Annotated in this window: 10 protein-coding genes and 4 pseudogenes; 5 read left to right on the forward strand and 9 right to left on the reverse strand. The window is 34.1% G+C overall.

Annotation, left to right across the window (positions count from 1 at the left end):
- Positions 1-39 precede the first annotated feature (39 nt).
- From OPR30_RS03135 to OPR30_RS03175, 8 genes and pseudogenes are all read right to left on the reverse strand, one after another.
- On the reverse strand, positions 40-1,359 hold the full coding sequence (locus OPR30_RS03135) for a dihydroorotase (protein WP_264375320.1): 1,320 nt from the start codon (positions 1,357-1,359) through the stop codon (positions 40-42).
- Between the two features lie 104 nt (positions 1,360-1,463).
- Positions 1,464-2,951 carry an ankyrin repeat domain-containing protein gene (locus tag OPR30_RS03140; RefSeq protein WP_265031101.1) on the reverse strand — a complete coding sequence of 496 codons (1,488 nt, stop codon included), beginning with the start codon at positions 2,949-2,951 and terminating at the stop codon, positions 1,464-1,466.
- Between the two features lie 91 nt (positions 2,952-3,042).
- Complete coding sequence (gene trxB, locus OPR30_RS03145; protein WP_265031102.1) at positions 3,043-3,990, reverse strand: thioredoxin-disulfide reductase; 948 nt, start codon at positions 3,988-3,990, stop codon at positions 3,043-3,045.
- Entirely contained in the window at positions 3,977-4,576 is a 600-nt protein-coding gene (locus OPR30_RS03150; protein ID WP_010401485.1) for a peroxiredoxin, read from the reverse strand. Before OPR30_RS03150 ends, trxB begins: the two co-directional genes overlap by 14 nt.
- Positions 4,577-4,712: 136 nt before the next feature.
- A pseudogene (locus OPR30_RS03155) lies at positions 4,713-5,334 on the reverse strand (IS6 family transposase).
- A gap of 406 nt (positions 5,335-5,740) precedes the next feature.
- Positions 5,741-6,139 (reverse strand): group II intron maturase-specific domain-containing protein, encoded by a 399-nt coding sequence (locus OPR30_RS03160; protein ID WP_264374772.1) that lies wholly within the window; start codon positions 6,137-6,139, stop codon positions 5,741-5,743.
- A 163-nt stretch (positions 6,140-6,302) separates the two neighbouring features.
- Positions 6,303-6,828 (reverse strand): annotated as a pseudogene (locus OPR30_RS03165) (reverse transcriptase/maturase family protein).
- Between the two features lie 22 nt (positions 6,829-6,850).
- Positions 6,851-7,204, reverse strand: a complete 354-nt coding sequence (locus tag OPR30_RS03175; RefSeq protein WP_264374769.1) for a reverse transcriptase N-terminal domain-containing protein — start codon at positions 7,202-7,204, stop codon at positions 6,851-6,853.
- Between the two features lie 1,016 nt (positions 7,205-8,220).
- On the opposite strand from OPR30_RS03175, the gene OPR30_RS03180 reads away from it, so the two are divergent.
- Entirely contained in the window at positions 8,221-10,587 is a 2,367-nt protein-coding gene (locus OPR30_RS03180; protein WP_265030342.1) for a hypothetical protein, read from the forward strand.
- A gap of 377 nt (positions 10,588-10,964) precedes the next feature.
- A pseudogene (locus tag OPR30_RS03185) lies at positions 10,965-12,085 on the forward strand (IS256 family transposase).
- Positions 12,086-12,126: 41 nt separating this feature from the next.
- Here the strand turns inward: OPR30_RS03185 and OPR30_RS03190 are convergent.
- Positions 12,127-12,822 carry a hypothetical protein gene (locus tag OPR30_RS03190; RefSeq protein WP_265030344.1) on the reverse strand — a complete coding sequence of 232 codons (696 nt, stop codon included), beginning with the start codon at positions 12,820-12,822 and terminating at the stop codon, positions 12,127-12,129.
- Between the two features lie 161 nt (positions 12,823-12,983).
- On the opposite strand from OPR30_RS03190, the gene ubiH reads away from it, so the two are divergent.
- The 3 genes and pseudogenes from ubiH to clpB all read left to right on the forward strand — a co-directional run bounded on the left by ubiH (position 12,984) and on the right by clpB (position 17,770).
- Positions 12,984-14,153 carry a 2-octaprenyl-6-methoxyphenyl hydroxylase gene (gene ubiH, locus OPR30_RS03195; protein ID WP_264374827.1) on the forward strand — a complete coding sequence of 390 codons (1,170 nt, stop codon included), beginning with the start codon at positions 12,984-12,986 and terminating at the stop codon, positions 14,151-14,153.
- 46 nt (positions 14,154-14,199) lie between these two features.
- A pseudogene (locus tag OPR30_RS03200) lies at positions 14,200-14,821 on the forward strand (IS6 family transposase).
- Positions 14,822-15,208: 387 nt separating this feature from the next.
- A complete protein-coding gene (clpB, locus tag OPR30_RS03205) occupies positions 15,209-17,770 on the forward strand; it encodes an ATP-dependent chaperone ClpB (RefSeq protein WP_265030346.1) in 2,562 nt (853 codons plus the stop codon).
- Positions 17,771-17,785 lie beyond the last annotated feature (15 nt).

Consider the following 17,785-nt stretch of genomic DNA (forward strand, 5'->3'; position numbering starts at 1 on the left):
TTACAATTGATTGAAATTGAGAGCACAATTGTATAATAACTAACTCTTCTGTAAATATACAGTTTTGCCAGACACAACGGTACGTACTACGTGCCCTTTCACTTTGCGTCCACCGAAAGGCGAATTCTTTGATTTACTAGCAAAGTTGTCAACTTTAATTTCCCATTCATGATCCAAATCAACTAAAATTAAGTCCGCTACAAGGTTTTTCTGTATGCGGCCACGTGGCATATGTATGATATCTGCAGGCTTATATGTCAATTTTGCAAGCACATCAAGTAGACCCATTTGTCCACTATGATATAGTTCAAGTGAAAGGGGCAGCATTGTTTCAAGGCCAACAATACCAAATGCAGCATTTTCAAGTGGAAGATCTTTAGAACTAAGATCATGCGGAGCATGATCGGTTGCAATGCAATCAATCACACCTGTTTTTAAACCTTCAATCATAGCTAAACGATCTTCCTCAGTACGTAGTGGCGGATTCATTTTTGCGATTGCCCCATGTTGCTTTACTATATCTTCAGTTAAAGTAAAGTGATGAGGAGTTACTTCACATGTAACATTTAATCCCAAATCTTTTGCACGTTTAATAGCATCAAGTGAATCTTTTGAAGAGACATGTAAAATATGATAGTGTACATTTTCTATGTCCTTCATTAGCAGTATATCACGAGTTACCATGACCGACTCTGACGCACTCAAGATTCCCTTTACTCCCAATTCTTCAGAAATCTTACCCTCGTTAATTGCGCCACCAGCAGATAGATTCAAATCCTCTGCGTGTTGAGCAATAGGAACACCAAGCATACTTGAATAAAGCAGTGCCTGTCTCATAATCATTGGATTCATAACTGGCATACCATCATCGGTGAACCCAACTGCACCTTCTTCCTTTAAGAGTGCCATTTCAGTTAATTTTTCTTCCGAAGTGGTGATTTTAGCGTAAAATTGAACATTCACATGCGAAGTTTCAAATGCTCTATATTTCAAATACTTAGCCAAGACAACACTATCAATCGCTGGAACAGTGTTTGGCTGGCAAACTACAGTTGTAACGCCCCCTGCAGCTGCAGATTTGCTGCCTGTATGTATAGTTTCTTTATGCTCTTGACCTGGTTCACGAAAATGCACGTGAATGTCAATAAGACCTGGCATTAGAACAAGCCCTTCACAATCTATTGTTTCATCAACTCCACTTGTTGAAAATAATGATTCGCCAAAATCAACAATTTTATCCCCTTCAGTCAATAATGAACCTTTTATATCAAGTTTAGTTTCCGGGTCAATAATACGAGCATTGGTATACGCAATTTTATAGCCTTCCTTTTGCCCTGTCTGCAATAAATTCAAAATCATATTTGAGTATCAATTATAAAATAAATCTAAAGTTTTTTTAGTAAAACACAACCAAATTAAAGTGATGATATAAAACTAGCAATAAAGAATATTTAAATTAATACTCAAGTAGCTATTCTATAACTACCATTTTCGATTTCAACGTTATTAAGTGCGGTATTTGCGTTATAAGAACAGTAACATCCTACTGCAAGAAAAGTTAATGCAGCTACAGCAAGCGAAACACACATTGCTAAATGAACCATTGTTAGACTTGTACCAACAGCAAATGCTCCAGATAACACAAAAGAGGCAGAGGCATAGTTACTTTGCCTTCTATTATAAATGCTTGCTTCTGAAAGTTTTCTGTTTTTGTTCTTTGAGTCTTGATTTTGAGCTTGAAGTTCTAATCTCTCTTGCCTAAAATCCCTTTCTAACTGTGAAATTTTGTCAGTGTCTATTGTTCTTTCACTTACGACTCTATTCAGCTCTTGCTCTTTTTCTGTAAGTTGAGCCTTTGTTCTTTCAAGCTCATTTCTAAGGTTTTCGAGCTGCTGCAATTCTTGAGCAATAAACTCATCGTTTATTTCCGGAGCAACATTATGTGCATTTGCTGAAGGCTGTTCCATACTTGCAGGAAATTTCTCATTGAGATAATTTTTAATAGATCCAATTGGATTATTAACATTCCTCAACACAGCGGTGACAATTGCACAATTTATGAAGCAATTATCTTCTACTAATTTTTTTACATCATCCAAATCTTTTCTATTAATAGCATCAGTTAATCGCTCTTTCATAGCTTGTTCAATGATTTGCTTCAATCTTGAATTTTGCTCTATAGCTGGTATTGGTTTTATTTGACTAAAATCTAGCTCCTTATGTTTTAAAAGTTTTTTCAATACTTCTTCGTTACTTTCTGTTATTCCTTGTAAACATGATTTGATAATCAGGCTAAGTGGTGTTTCTATTTCTCCATTTGAATTTCTTTTCCAACAATTAGGGTTGAGTTCTTGATTTAATAGTTCTTTTGCTCGGTCAATATTTCTGTTAGAAAGAGCATTCAATAATTGTTTTCCTGTTTCTGCTTTTTGTATTTCTATGATCAAATGCTCAGCACGATTTTCTTTAGCACATTTCTCAGGATTTTGAAGTCTTTTATTTAGTAGATACATCATTATTCTCGGATGACTTAGTAAGAGTTGTAACACTTTCCTTTGTTGAAAGTACATTGCTAGATGCAAAGCTGTATTGCCATCACCTTTTTTTTGAATATTAACATCTATGCTTCGGTGAAGTAGAAGTAACCTAATCATACTCTGATATTCTTTTTCTTCTTCTGTTTCAGAGCCTGCAGATAAATCATAAATTATAGATATCAAAGGTGTCATGCCTTCTTCATTAAACGCATTAACATCCGCACCTTCTTGCAATGCTTGTTGAAAATGATTCAAAGCTTCTTCAAGTGTTACTCTTTCATCATCAGTGCCTTGAAATTGAATAGCTTTAAATAATTTTTTTGTTGATTGTCCTGAAGTTATTTGATTTTGAGCTCGTAATCCTACATTACTAACAACCCTTCTTCCAAAATCTACATTACTTCTCAAAAGCATACTAAATTCTCCTCAATCTATAATTTATTAACATAACTATAAAAAAAACAAAGAAAATTGCAAGTAATTTAGTTAAAAATTTTAGAACTAATTATGATTCCAAAAATTTTTCTGCATCAAGTGCAGCCATGCACCCTGTACCTGCTGCAACTACTGCCTGGCGATATACCTTATCTTGAACATCACCAGCGGCAAACACCCCTATCCTACTGGTTAGAGTTGTTCCAGGTTTCGTAATTATATAACCTTGCTGATCCATTTCAACAAAGCCCTTAAAAATACCTGTATTTGGTGCATGCCCAATTGCAATGAACACTCCATCTACTTTCAATTCCTGGGTTTTATTGATGTCTGTCGATTTAATTGTAATGCCAGTAATTTTTTTAGGATTTTCTTCTCCAAGAATCTGCTCTACGGTATGATTCCATATTACCTTTATCTTATCATTTTTAAAGAGCCTGTCTTGCATTACTTTCTCTGCTCTTAACTTATCACGCCTGTGTATCAGTATAACTTCCTTAGCAAATCGAGTTAAAAATATTGCTTCTTCAACAGCAGTATTTCCACCACCAACCACAGCTACAACTTTATTTCTAAAAAATGCACCATCACAAGTTGCGCATGCCGAAACTCCGTAACCTTGAAATTTCTTTTCACTCTCCAGGCCAAGCCACTTCGCTTGCGCACCAGCTGCGATTATAATTGCATTCGAATAGTAGTCACTAGCATTACCACAAGATCTAAATCTATACTCATTAGAATCCTCAAGTTGTTCAACGCTTTTTATTTCGTCATTTATTACCCTTGCCCCCACCTTCTCTGCATGCAACCTCTTTTGTTCCATGAGTTCTGGACCTTGTATAGAAACAAAACCTGGATAGTTTTCAACATCCGTAGTAAGTGTAAGCTGACCACCAGGTTGCATTCCTGTTACTACAATTGGCTCTAAATTTGCACGTGCTGCATATATAGCAGCAGCATAACCCGCTGCTCCAGATCCAATAATAAGAACTTGTGTACTCAATTTATAATTCTGCACTGTGTGAGTTTAGATAATCAGCCACTCCTTCATCGCTTGCCTGCATTGCTGGCTTACCTTTTTTCCACCCTGCTGGACATACTTCACCATGCTCTTCATTATGTTTTATTGCATCAATAATTCTAATAAACTCATCGATATTACGCCCTAAAGGAAAATCATTTATCGATTGATGACGTACAACAAACTTATCATCAATAACAAAAGTTGCTCTTAGTGCAATTGAGTCATCATATAAGACCCCATAGTCTCTTGATATAGACTTTTTGATATCAGACACTAAATTGTAGCTAACCTCTCCAATACCACCATCATTAACTGGAGTGTTTCGCCATTTATAGTGTGAAAATTTTGAATCTATACTTATTCCTATCACTTCAACATTACGTTTTGAAAAATCTTCTATTTTGTTGCTAAATGATATCAACTCAGTTGGACAGACAAAAGTAAAATCAAGTGGATAGAAAAAAAGGACAGCATACTTATCCTTTATATGTTTACTTAAACAGAAATCATCAACTATTTTTCCACTAGCAAGAACAGCCGAAGCAGTAAAATCGATAGCGGATTTTGTTACAAGATTCATAACTAACCTATTCATTCTTAATATTTATAATTTTATACCTTGATACATTTACATGCAAGTTTTCTCTAGCCCCAATCCTATAAAAACGGTTCTGTCGCATCTATAAACCATAGGAAAAAAGCTGAGATTATAGGAGTTATGAAGCCATTAACATAGCAAAATTCTCAAAAGTAGAAACATTATTTTAATAATTTGTCTTTTTTGAATCATACGAATATTTTCTATGCCTGTGATGGTAATCTTTGCGGAATGGAAGCTTTTAAACCCAAGCATTGGCTTTATTAGTTTTTTGATAAATCTATCAACAATATTATTTAGATATTTTATTTGAAGAACTGTAATCTTCAGAAATTTCTGCATTCAAATAATCAAGAGCAGCAGTATTACTGCCGCTTTTATCAATTACAATTTTCTCAGGAAGATAGTTACTCCTGAAGGCTTTACGAAAGAATGCAAGTGCTGCAGACTTGTCTCTACTAACACACAAGAGTACAGTATATAAATAAACCCATTTACCGTTTAATTTAATGTAAGTCTCTCCAACTACTACCAACCTGCTTCTTTCTTTTCCTTACTGCCTCATCTATCAGTGGTGATAACCCACCTTTGTAACGTAGCATTTTGCTCCCCTTATACTCATCATTTCTTCCAAATCTCGATAGCTCAAAGAGAATCGACATTTCATGTATACAGATAACATCCTCTGAAAAGCTAAATCCTTTGAAATATGGCAACAATTTTTGATTGATACGAAACATCTTTGCTTTTTTTTAGACAATTATATCATTCTTCTTTCTACTTCCCTACAAATGCGACAGAACCTATCCCTTTGCTAACCTACAACTTTTTATTTTTTCTCCTACTGTGCTAGTTATCAACAGTTACTCCTTTCGCGAAAACAACCATATATAACTGATTGTAGACAATTTGTTATCTAAGTGGAGAAAGTCACCTCTCCCCACTCGACTTCAAAACCGGACTTCCCATCATCCGGCTTCTCTCTAATTTGGTATGCATACTTCCATGTAATTGATCTTGGCAGTGCTTATGAAGCAAGGATAGATTTTTCATGTTATTATTGCAATCTTGATGATGTACATGTGTTAAACCTAAACCAAAAATAACAATAATTACATTTACCTTGCTGTAACTTCAGTAATTTTATTACTCGTGATCTGGTAATTTACTTAAACGATTTCCCCAATATGGCCAATCTCCATCATACGGAGATCTATTTCCATTTACTTTGATATGTCGTTTAATAGCATGATCCCTATGTCTAATAAGATATAACTTGTTACTTACCATATATCTCCAATTGTCGTTACCATACTTTTTAAAGTATTTTCTTTTAACCCAACACCTTCTTTTGTCATGGTGTCTATAGACAGCCCATTTCCAAAGTTTGTTATGCATAGAGTAGTCTAATAAATTAAAGACTTTGCTTGAGACTACCGAGATGTAATATTGGCTCCAACCCCTTATTATTGTATTAAGTTCTTTTATTACAGCTTCTTGTGGTGCTGCTCGCAACTCTTTAAGCTTATGTTTTATAGATAACAAGTGTTGACTTATAGATTTACGACTTGGTTTACTTGTAACCTCTCTTATTTTGACGTGTTTGATAATGCCTTATTGAAAATCCAAGAAAATCAAATCCTGGCTTTTACCCATTTAGGGATTTCAGTGTATGTGCAATTCTTGTCTTTGATGACTTTAATTCTAGTCAAACGGGTTTTAGCCATTTTTCAGTTAGAACCTTTGCCTTCATCACAAGTTCCTCGCTCTCGTGTAATACCACAAAATCATCAGCGTACGTAATTACACTAACTGAATTTTGCGCCTGCTTGCGAGACACCCTGCTATATTTCTTTTTCGCATATTGGAAAAGTTCTTCCTTAAGTTCTTCTTTGATATTCTGTTCTAGTCCATATAGTGCTACACATGCAAGTAATGGAGAAATTGCTCCACCTTGAATTGTGCCACGTTTGGTAGGACTGGACTTTCTATCTTCCATAATGCCTGCTTTCAACCATCCTTTTATAATTCTCTTTAAAGTTGGTGTGGTATTAAGTTTTTCAAGCAGTGCAGAATGTTTCAAAGCATCCGGAAATATCAGCATCTAGTATAAATGCTGTTTTCTGACCAAGTTCGATAAATATAGCTGCTATTGCATCATGACAGGATCTACCAGATCTAAAACCGTAAGTGTTAGGCTCAAACTTTGCTTCCCATTCCGGTTCTAGTGCCATTTTAACAAGTGTTTGCTTTGCTCTATCTGCTATTGGTAGGAATACCGAGCGGGCGATACTCCGATGACCTATCAGATTTTGGGATCCATACCCGTCTTGATGGCTTTGCCTTCTCTCTTATATTTAAGGAATTTGCTAATAGCAATCTTTCCTTTTTATTAAGATTAGACTTTCCATCAATGCCTGAAGTCTTTTTCCCTTTGTTATCCTGAGTTACCCTTCTAACAGCGAGCATTCTTGCACTTGTTGACTTTAGTAATAACCTCTGAAGATTATGCATCTTCATATCATTACATTGTGAAGCTCGGTAAATTCGTTTTTGTAGCTTAAATGAAGATTTCTCAAGCTTGCGCCAAATTCCATTCATACTTAACATTTTGTTGGCTCATAACATATTCACTACTATTCACAACTTTACCTTCCAAATTAAAGTGTTTACGTCTGCATATCCCAAATATTACTTTAGGCATTAGCTTCTTAAACAATCCCTCCACATAGAAGCATTTAGTGGGCCACCTTCTTAGTTATCCTTTTTAAACAAAGGATAATAAGAGCTTCCATGTGGTTACTCCGTTCCATGAAATCTTTTCACGTTAACTTAGGTTCTTACTATTTGCCGGGAGGTTGAAAACATCTTAATTAGACCTTCTCATTCTAATTATTCATCTCTCCGTACCTTTTGGTTTATGCGTCTCAACTTTATTTCGCATATCACAAATAACGACAATTCAGACATAAGTTCCTTTCGTAACCATATCTAACTTTCTTAGGGGGGTTTATTATAAAGTTTAATATTACCCCTTTTTAATCCATGCTTGCACCTTAGAAAATCGCCACTTTCCTAAAGTGTGGATTATGCTTTCAACCCGATGTTAAGGCGGATGGAATTTAACCATCACGACTTCATGACTTTCGGGTCGCACGTGAAGTGTTTGTTTTGGGATCTTATGGTCTACCAAATGATACATACGAACTTTTTTATATTCTGACTTTGCTATACGCTAAAACTAGCCACATTAGCCCATTTTATCCATATCTACATACGAACTGTTTTGCCTAAGCTTATTGAAATAATTTAAATCTTCTATTTTTATAACCTTATTTTTACGCTGCTTGTTCTCAAAAATATACGATCTTTTTTGCAATTTCAGAAGAGTCAATAATTCAATTCCTTATAACACTAATTAGTATGGTCTTTTCATTAAATTTATCCTCTCAAAAAGACTGTGCTTTATTCACCTGCTTTAATGGTATTATAATATTTTACACCTAAACCTACTCTATAAAAATTCACAATACGAATTAGTAAATAGATTATATTCAAATTGATTGTATTTATGATATATAGCGCATACAATATATTACTTGTTTATTTTAGTAGGGGGTATAGGTATGTTTAGTTTAAAGCAGGTAGTACAATATAATTTATTTGGTAGTAACGACCTTGAAGGCAATTCATCTTGTGAATTTGAAGATTTTCCTGAAGAGGTATTTGAGATTAGCAATGAAGAAAATCAAGCAATAGATAGTTTGAAAAGTAAAATAGAAAATCTACAACAAGAAAATTTTGATCTTAAAAAAAATGTAGAGTTACAAAAACACTATAAGAAAAGAGTAGAAGAGTATTACGAAGAAGTAAGTGAACTTAACAGAGAAATGCAAACCCTAGAAGGGAAAATTAAAAGGCTTGAAGTTGAATTACAAAGAAGGACGAGAAATTTAACTGAAAATGATCAAGACATCGAACAGCTAAAACAGAAAATAGAAATATTATTATTAGAAACTCAGAACAAAAGTGATATAATTAAGAACTTAAATAATCAATTAAAAGAGGCAAAGAATGAAATTCAGTTAACAGACAAAATAAATGAAGAGTTACAGCAAAAACTGGTTTTGACTGAAGATGAGTTAAATAGAGTAAGAAAAGAAAGTACAGTGCTGATAAACAGTATAGAGGATTTGAAAGGTGATTATGAAAATCAGATATTAGAAAAAGAGAAGGAGCTTAATGATGTAAGAGATCAATTTTGTATTTATTTATCAGAGTATAAAGAACTATTTGCAGAATTCAATAGACTGCAGAAGGAAAACGAAAGTTTAAAACAGAAAAATTTCTATATTAGTAATGAAGTGTCTCTTGCAGATGAAATAAACAAAGAAAACGTAAGAGAAGAAATAGCAAAGCTTCAGTTTGTACCTGAAGTGAAAATTAAACATATTATTGATAATAATGACCAAGAATCAACCTTACCAGATAGAGAAGCAGAAAATTGTCGAACAAGTGAAGATGAAAACCTTGAAAATAATGATTTCGAGATTGGAGTATGGAATGAAGCTGACGATGAAAGTAGCGATGACCAGAAATCAACCTTACCAGATAGAGAAGCAGAAAATTGTCGAACAAGTGAAGATGAAAACCTTGAAAATAATGATTTCGAGATTGGAGTATGGAATGAAGCTGACGATGAAAGTAGCGATGACCAGAAATCAACCTGGCTATATGGAAAAACAGAAAATTGTCGAACAAGTGAAGATGAAAACCTTGAAAATAATGATTTCCCAATTGAAGTATTGAACGAAACGGATAGTGAAAGTGACGATGACAACAATGTTAGCCCTTGCCCTGATTATGATGAAAGTTTTGGTAGGCGTTACAGTCAACTATTCTATGATGAAGCCATAATTCATAAAGAAAAAGATACTTTTGTTTTAATTCGTCAAAAAGATTCTTTTTCTTTAGCGAAAGTGAAACCGAATACAAGAGAAGAAGAAAAGTATGAAAGTATTTGGCAAAAAATAAATAAGATCCATGATTATCTGGACATTTTAGGTTACTCTGGTAGCGAAGAAGATTATGAGGAGTGCGAAAAAGAACTTGATAAAGTTATAAACGAAGCACTAAAACAAGGAATAATGTTCACTTTTCCATATAAATCTGATATGTCCTTGATAGATCGTATAGCTGACACATTCCCAAAGCTATATTTATCTGCTGACACTACTCGAATTTATGAGTTTTTATACAAGAAAAAAATATTTCAGATAATATCAGAAGGTGCATCTTTAAACAGATTTAGCGATGAAGAGCATGGAGATGTAGTAAACGTAATTTGTTCAGATAAAGATACCTTAGGTCAGCGAAAAGCAAACCTTTCAAAGCTGAAGGAGTTAGCACTTGAAAGTATTATAAGTAAAAGTGAGCAAATTGATGAACATGACTTTGAACTAGAAATAGATAATGGATATTTTTGTATAGATTACCCACAAAATAGTACTATTGAAGTTGCAAAGATATTCAATAATCAAAAAGCTAAAGATTTAAATCTAAATATTGGTATAGTTCAAGTTGGAAAAAGTATAATTAGAGTTGAAAACATAGAAGGAAGGAGAAATTATACAGACATCTCAGGAGATATCATTGAAATGTCTTTTACCACTGAAGTAGGAGAGATCAGTATTTATCTATGTCCTAATGAGAAAGATAGTAATAAAATAGAGGTGAGGCTTGTCGATGAAGTAAGATTTAACAAATTAGAGAATAAATCAAGTTTAGGGCTAAATTGTCTATTAGGGGGGAAAAGTGTTTTAACAGCTATAGAAAATGGATATTTCGAAAGAAATAGTAGTGTTTTTAAAGAGTCAGGTAAGACTATTAAACAGTCAGAGTGTACAATGGAAAATCCATCTAGCTTTCTAGAGGGGGTTAATAAAAATCAACTACTCAAAGTGAATGCAAGGAGATATGGTTCAGGATTATGATAATACAAATTATCTGCATTATACTAAAATGTAAAAACAAGAGGAGCGAAGATGCTTTTTAATTTAGAGCCAGGCAGTGTTGGTTATAGTGATAAACATAGGATAGGATTGGAACTATCAAAATAAATGATAAAGAAAGAAGGAACTATAGCCCTTCTCATAATAGTCCAAAAAGAGTAAGATATGGATTTATAGTAGTGAAGGTAAGGATGCCAGTAGCATATAGTTATGACTTAAGGAAAAGGGTAATGGAAACGTTGGAGGTGGTGTAACAAGCTTTTTGCCTACCATTTGTCTATTAAGCTTGGGAGTGTTAAATAAACTGTGTCAAACCGAGAAGTAAAGTAATAAATTGATAAAAAAATGGAGGTTTGACAATGAGTCAAGCAAACAGAACTACCGGTTTGGTAGACTATAAAGAATTAGAAACAAATATCTTATCATCTATACGAGAAGGAAGACCATTGACGGAAAGAGATGGAGCATTAACACCATTTATAAAAAAACTGCTAGAGGGAAGGCGAGATAGAAAACCATTTGTCGGCTGAAAGCGAAGAAAACAACCGAAGAAATTCAAAGACTTTACGGACAAGTATTTGAACTATTGACACCAAGAGATAGAGAAGGAAGTTTCGAGCCACAAGTAGTCAGAAAAAGGCAAACAAACCGAACTTGAAGCAAAGGTTTTAAGTACATATGCCAGTGGCATGGGATATAGCATCGCATGTAGAAGAAATATAAAATATCTGCAGCAGAGATATCAAGTATTACTGACAAATTGTTACCGGTAATCAACGAATGGCGCAGTCGTCCGCTGCAATCTGTATATCCAATAGTGTTCATGGTTTTTTAAGGTCAAGGAGGACGGGCATTGTGTAAGCAAATGTATGTATAACATATTAGCAAAATGGCAGAAAAGAAGTTTTGGGTTTTTATTTGGCTGAAAGTGAAGTTCTGGTTGGGAGTACTAAATGACCTAAAAGAGAGAGGAGTAGATGATATTCTGATAGCTTGTGTTAAAAAGCTTTCCTAAAGCTATAAACAGTGTATTTCCTAAAGCAGAAATGTATAGTACATCAGATAAGAAATTCACTGAAATATGCATCGAGCAAAAGTTTTCATGAATGATTTGAAAAAAACATATCAAGTAGAGAAATTGCCGAGAATTATTTACTTGAACTGGAGGAAAAATGGGGAGAAAAATATCCGTTGGTTTTGGGAGAATAATTGGGAAAATTTGTCTAGTTATTTAAAATATTCTGGCCCTGTAAGAAAATTAATTTATACCACAAATCCTATTGAGGGACTACATAGACAGATCAGAAAATTTACTAAAACCAAGGGCTCATTTACTAGCACAAATGCCTTGTATAAACAGGTATATTGTGCTATAAAAAAGGTAAGAGAAAAATGGACTATGCCTATACATGATTGGGCTTTAACTATCTCTCAACTTGATATCTTTTTTCCTAGTAGGTTAAAAATCGAGTTGAACTAAAAATGCGATTTGACACAGTTTATTTAACACTCCCTATTTCTCTAAAAAATACTATCTTCAACTTGAATATGTTGAAAAATATTTTGCGTATTATCCAAAAAGTCATCCTTTATAGCAGCTAGCTCGGATTGTTTTTGAGATAGATTATCTTCTATTGTTCTATTGAAACAATCAAGATCATTGCACTTTAGTTGAGAGCGCATGTCTCCATTTTCATATAAACCTCGTATAACGTCACAATATGCTCGAGTTTCATCAGTTTCTGGTTGTTGCTTTTCTTTGAATATTGCCTTTAATTTCGAATCTATGTCTAATAATTTCGAATCTATGTCTAATTCTTTTTTTATAGCTTCAGTAGCATTTTTATAATACTTTTCATGATACTTTTCATAATCTTCAAAATTCTTTAATATTTTGCCTTTTAACTCTTCTTGCGAATCTTTGCTTTTTAACGTTTCTTGCAAATTTTTGTCTTTTAACAACTCGTTAGCATGAAATTTTTCAATTTTTTGCTTCCATTCATCATACGTATATTTACCACGTTGTGTATCTTGACACTCGCCTCCTACATTAAATAGTTCTTCATTACAGATTGTATCACCCTGATAAAAGTAATCGCTTATATTAATTTTATTATTGCCAGTTATGGTTTGTTCAATTGCTTTTTTGTTGTTTACAATTTCTTCTCTGTACCTAGAAGTGCAATTTGATAATTCTTCTTTACAATCTGTAGTCATAAGCTGTTTCCTTTAATAAAATAAAACCTATTTTAGCATAAAATAATTAATACTTTATTACTAATCTGAGGTATACTAAGGTAGTGATAAGAAGTCCAGCATCTACAAAGTTCGTTTAAACTATTTTCAAAATGGGTAGAATGTAATTTTAGGTTAATAAAATGAATTACGATGTAATCATTTCAGGTAGTGGGCTAATTGGTCTTATTACTGCTATTGGCCTGAGTAATGACTCTGTATCTGTAGCCGTAATTGAGAAAAATAGTTTACCACGTGCAGTTGATGATAATCGAGCATTTGCTATTTCTCAAGGATCAAAAAAAATACTAGAAAAATTAGGGATTTGGCGGCTCTTAGAAGGCGAAGCTGAACCAATACTTGATATATGCATATTAGATGGAGATAGTCCATTTACTGTGCATTATGACCATAAAATGGTTGGTGAAGAGCCAATGGGCTACGTAATCAAGAGCGCTATTATATGGAATGCAATCAATAACAATTTTTTGCATAAACTCAATATATATTCTCCACGTTCCTATAAGACAATCTCTTGTGACGAAGGATACATGGAAGTTACTCTTGATAATGATCAAAAATTGATATCATCACTATTTATCTGTGCTGAAGGTAAAAACTCTAAGTTGCCAGAGTTGTTTTCTATACCAATGATAAAATTTGATTATAAACAAAATAGCATGGTATTTAATGTAAAACATGAACTACATCACCAAAACTTAGCTGTAGAGAGGTTTTTTCCTGGTGGTCCATTTGCAATTTTGCCAATGAAAGGTGGCTATACTTCTTCAATAGTTTGGACAGAAAAATGCGAAATTTCAAAAATGCTGATGAGCTTATCTGAAGAGGAGTTTATCATAGAACTCAAAAAAAGATTTGGTTCTTATTTGGGAGAAATTGAATTAGAGGGTGAAAGAAAATCTTACCCTTTGAGTTTTACTTTTGCGAGAAAGCTTCATAAAAGCAGAATTTTGCTTATTGGCGATGCAGCACATTCAATCCATCCAGTTGCAGGTCAAGGACTTAATCTTGGAATGAGAGATGTAGAGAGTGTTATTAGACAAATAACTGCTGCAAAATCCTCTGGCATTGATGTTGGCAGTAATTATCTATTGAAGAAAATTTCACGTGATAGATACTTTGATAATTTTACTATGGCACTTGCAACTGATGGACTAAATAGAATATTTTCCAACAGAATACTTTGCGTTAAAGTTCTGAGCAATCTTGGTTTAATGGTAGTTGAAAATTCAGATTTTCTTAAAAAAAGCTTCGTTCGACATGCTATGGGGTTGGTTCTGTCGCATTTGTAGGGAAGTAGAAAGAAGAATGATATAATTGTCTAAAAAAAAAGCAAAGATGTTTCGTATCAATCAAAAATTGTTGCCATATTTCAAAGGATTTAGCTTTTCAGAGGATGTTATCTGTATACATGAAATGTCGATTCTCTTTGAGCTATCGAGATTTGGAAGAAATGATGAGTATAAGGGGAGCAAAATGCTACGTTACAAAGGTGGGTTATCACCACTGATAGATGAGGCAGTAAGGAAAAGAAAGAAGCAGGTTGGTAGTAGTTGGAGAGACTTACATTAAATTAAACGGTAAATGGGTTTATTTATATACTGTACTCTTGTGTGTTAGTAGAGACAAGTCTGCAGCACTTGCATTCTTTCGTAAAGCCTTCAGGAGTAACTATCTTCCTGAGAAAATTGTAATTGATAAAAGCGGCAGTAATACTGCTGCTCTTGATTATTTGAATGCAGAAATTTCTGAAGATTACAGTTCTTCAAATAAAATATCTAAATAATATTGTTGATAGATTTATCAAAAAACTAATAAAGCCAATGCTTGGGTTTAAAAGCTTCCATTCCGCAAAGATTACCATCACAGGCATAGAAAATATTCGTATGATTCAAAAAAGACAAATTATTAAAATAATGTTTCTACTTTTGAGAATTTTGCTATGTTAATGGCTTCATAACTCCTATAATCCCACCTTTTTTCCTATGGTTTATAGATGCGACAGAACCTAAAATATACCCTGTATTCCAGGTTTGATTATGTCTGGAACAAGCCTAACGCCATTCTTTATTTCTTGTACTATAGAAATTGTTGTTAAGTTCTTTATGTTAAAATCATTGATATCAATTGCTCTTTTGTAAAAAAATTAAGCTATATGCTTTATATCTTAACATTAATTTAGTTTTAAAACAAATTAATATTTTAATATAAGTTTTCTCTTTTGTAGAGAATCTGCTTTTTCTTGTTTTGTATGAACTTAGAAAATTTTTATTTATAAATGACTTTAAGTTTAAAATTGAGAAAGTAGTTGTTATATATACCAGCAAGTATGAGTTAAATTTGTATTATGGACTTGAATAAATTTACCGAAAAAGCAAAAAGCCTAATCCAGAGCGCTCAAATGAAAGCATTGGGAGCTGGGCATCAGATTTTTATGCCTGAACATTTACTTAAAGTAATGCTTGAAGATGAGTCAGGTTTAGTTCAGGATTTGATAGGCGCTTGTGGTGGAAATGTTCAGAATATTTCTGATGCTGTGAGTAGTGCAATTAAAAAGTTTCCAGTGGTTGGAGGACCAGGTAGTGGTGGGCTTCAGCTTTCAAGAGAGGTAGCAAAAGTTTTTGATGATTCAATTGGTATTGCGAGGAGAAATAAAGACACATTTGTTACTGTTGAGCGGTTACTGCAGGGCCTTGCTGCACAAAAAGATGAAATTGTAGGTAAAATTTTAGCAGAAGGTGGTGTAACACCGCAAAAATTAAATTCAGTTATTGCAGAAATGAGAAAAGGTGGCAGTGCAGACTCTCCAAATAGCGAGGAAAAATTAAATGCGGCAAAGAGGTATACAAAAGATATTACAGAGCTTGCTATGCAAGGTAAGCTTGATCCTGTAATTGGTCGTGATGAGGAAATCAGAAGAACTATGCAGGTATCGTTGAGGCGAACAAAAAATAATCCAGTACTGATAGGTGAACCTGGTGTTGGAAAAACTGCAATAGTTGAAGGTTTAGCAAACAGAATTGTTGCAAATGATGTACCACTTGGTTTGCGTGATGCAAAAGTTTTAGCTTTGGATCTTGGTGCATTAATTGCTGGAACAAAATTTAGAGGGGAGTTTGAAGAGAGACTAAAAGCAGTGATTAATGAGATTTCAAAAGCAGAGGGAAAAGTTATTTTGTTTATAGATGAGCTTCATACTTTAGTGGGAGCAGGAGCGACAAGTGGTGCGATGGATGCTTCAAATTTGCTCAAGCCTGCTCTTGCGCGTGGAGAAATTCGCTGTATAGGGGCTACAACTTTGGATGAGTATCGTCAACATATAGAGAAAGACCCTGCGCTTGCAAGGCGTTTTCAGCCTGTGTTTATTTCTCAACCGACTGAGACTGATACTATTTCAATACTGAGGGGTTTGAAGGAGAGGTATGAGGTGCACCATGGTATTAGAATCACAGATGGTGCAATAATCGCTGCTGCAACGCTTTCTAATAGATATATAACAGATAGGTTTTTACCTGATAAAGCGATCGATTTAATTGATGAAGCAGCAAGTAGGGTTAGAATTGAAATGGACAGCAAGCCTGAGGTTGTTGATGAGCTTGAAAGAAAGATTATACAGCTGAAAATTGAGTCAGAGGCTTTGAAAAAAGAAAGTGATGAAAACTCTAAGCAACGTTTAAAAAAGATAAATGAGGAAATTGAGAGTCTAAACAGTAAATTTGCTGACTTAAGCAGTAAATGGCAGATGGAAAAGAATAAGATAGCTAAAATACAAGAAACAGCTGAAAAATTGGATAACTCGAGAAAAGAGTTGGAACTGGCTCAGCGTAATGGAAATTTAGGAAGGGCAGGGGAGTTGATGTATGGTGTGATTCCTCAACTTGAAAATGAGTTAAAAAATCAGGAAAAAGTTACTGATAGTTTCCTAAAGAAAGAAGTGACTGAGAGTGATATTGCAAATATTGTTTCAAAATGGACAGGCATTCCAGTTGATAACATGATGCATAGTGAAAAGGAAAAGCTCCTTAACATGGAAAATGAAATAGGAAAAAGAGTAATAGGGCAGAGAGATGCAATTGAAGCGATAAGTAATGCAGTAAGGCGCTCCCGCTCTGGTGTTCAGGATACTAATCGACCTTTTGGTTCATTTTTATTCTTAGGTCCAACCGGAGTTGGAAAAACAGAGTTGGCAAAATCCCTTGCCGAATTTTTGTTTGATGATCAATCAGCACTTCTACGCTTTGATATGTCAGAATATATGGAAAAACACTCCGTTTCAAAGTTAATTGGTGCGCCTCCAGGATATGTTGGCTATGAACAAGGTGGCAGGTTAACTGAGGCAGTAAGGAGAAGACCATATCAGGTAATTTTGTTTGATGAGATAGAAAAGGCAAATCCAGATATATTTAATATATTGCTGCAGATCTTGGATGAAGGCAGGCTCACCGATAGCCACGGTAAATTGATTGATTTTCGCAATACCATACTGATTCTAACTTCTAACCTTGGTGCTGAGGTGATGCTAAGAGGAGCTACCGAATCTGTGAAAGATGAGGTGATGAAAATAGTTAAGTCAGCGTTTCGTCCAGAATTTTTAAATAGACTGGATGAAATTATTATATTCCACAGCTTAACCAAAGATGACATTGATAAAATTATAGATGTTCAATTCTCTTATTTACAAAAGATGCTTGCTAAGCGTAAACTGAGTATTAGTTTATCGCAAGAAGCTAAAGAACTAATAGCACAAACTGGATATGACCCTGAATATGGAGCGCGGCCTCTGAAAAGGGTAATACAAGAATGCATTCAAAATAATCTAGCTAAGTTAGTTTTATCGGGGGAAATAGTAGAAGGAGATGAGCTAATAGTGTATACTTCTGGTAACGAAATCTTAGTTAAAAAGATCTAGATTCGCTGTGTATTT

Origin of the sequence: Wolbachia endosymbiont (group B) of Athalia cordata, assembly GCF_947251845.1 — a bacterium.
Lineage (GTDB): Bacteria > Pseudomonadota > Alphaproteobacteria > Rickettsiales > Anaplasmataceae > Wolbachia.